This window comes from Mesorhizobium sp. M8A.F.Ca.ET.207.01.1.1 (assembly GCF_004794715.1).
GTDB lineage: Bacteria > Pseudomonadota > Alphaproteobacteria > Rhizobiales > Rhizobiaceae > Mesorhizobium.
The window spans coordinates 1-374 of the sequence record NZ_SRUS01000208.1 but is presented as its reverse complement, the minus strand read 5'-3'; the positions used below and the strand labels follow the sequence as shown (position 1 = coordinate 374).

Below are 374 nucleotides of genomic sequence, written 5' to 3'. Positions count from 1 at the left end.
GCCGCGAACAGGGTGTGCGCCAGGCAGCCCCCAGCGGCGAGAATGGCAAGGCCAGCGCCTGCCAGGATCCTGCGGTTGCGAGTGTTCATGGGTTCCCCACCCTTACAGCTTGAATACGGTATCGATCGCCGCACGCGACGTCGCATCACTGGTGGTATCACCGGCATAGGTCGTGATCTGGTAGACCGGCGTCGGCTTTTCCACCGTCTTGCCCATGTCCAGTGCACCTTCGCCCTGGATGCACCCCTGGATCTCACGGACATAGATCGCCGGCTTGCTGCTCAGCTTGGTTTTCGCGGCCCAGGCCGACGGGTCGAAGCCGTCGTCGCACTGCTGGTTGATGTCGGAGGAAACCACGGCCGGATTGGCACCGG

The 374-nt window shown here is 63.6% G+C and carries 1 protein-coding gene; it reads right to left on the bottom strand.

The genetic code is table 11. The annotated features are described in order from the left end of the window. Positions 1–102: 102 nt before the first annotated feature. On the bottom strand, positions 103–374 hold a 272-nt coding region (locus tag EN850_RS34200; protein WP_210238030.1), incomplete at its 5' end, for a hypothetical protein.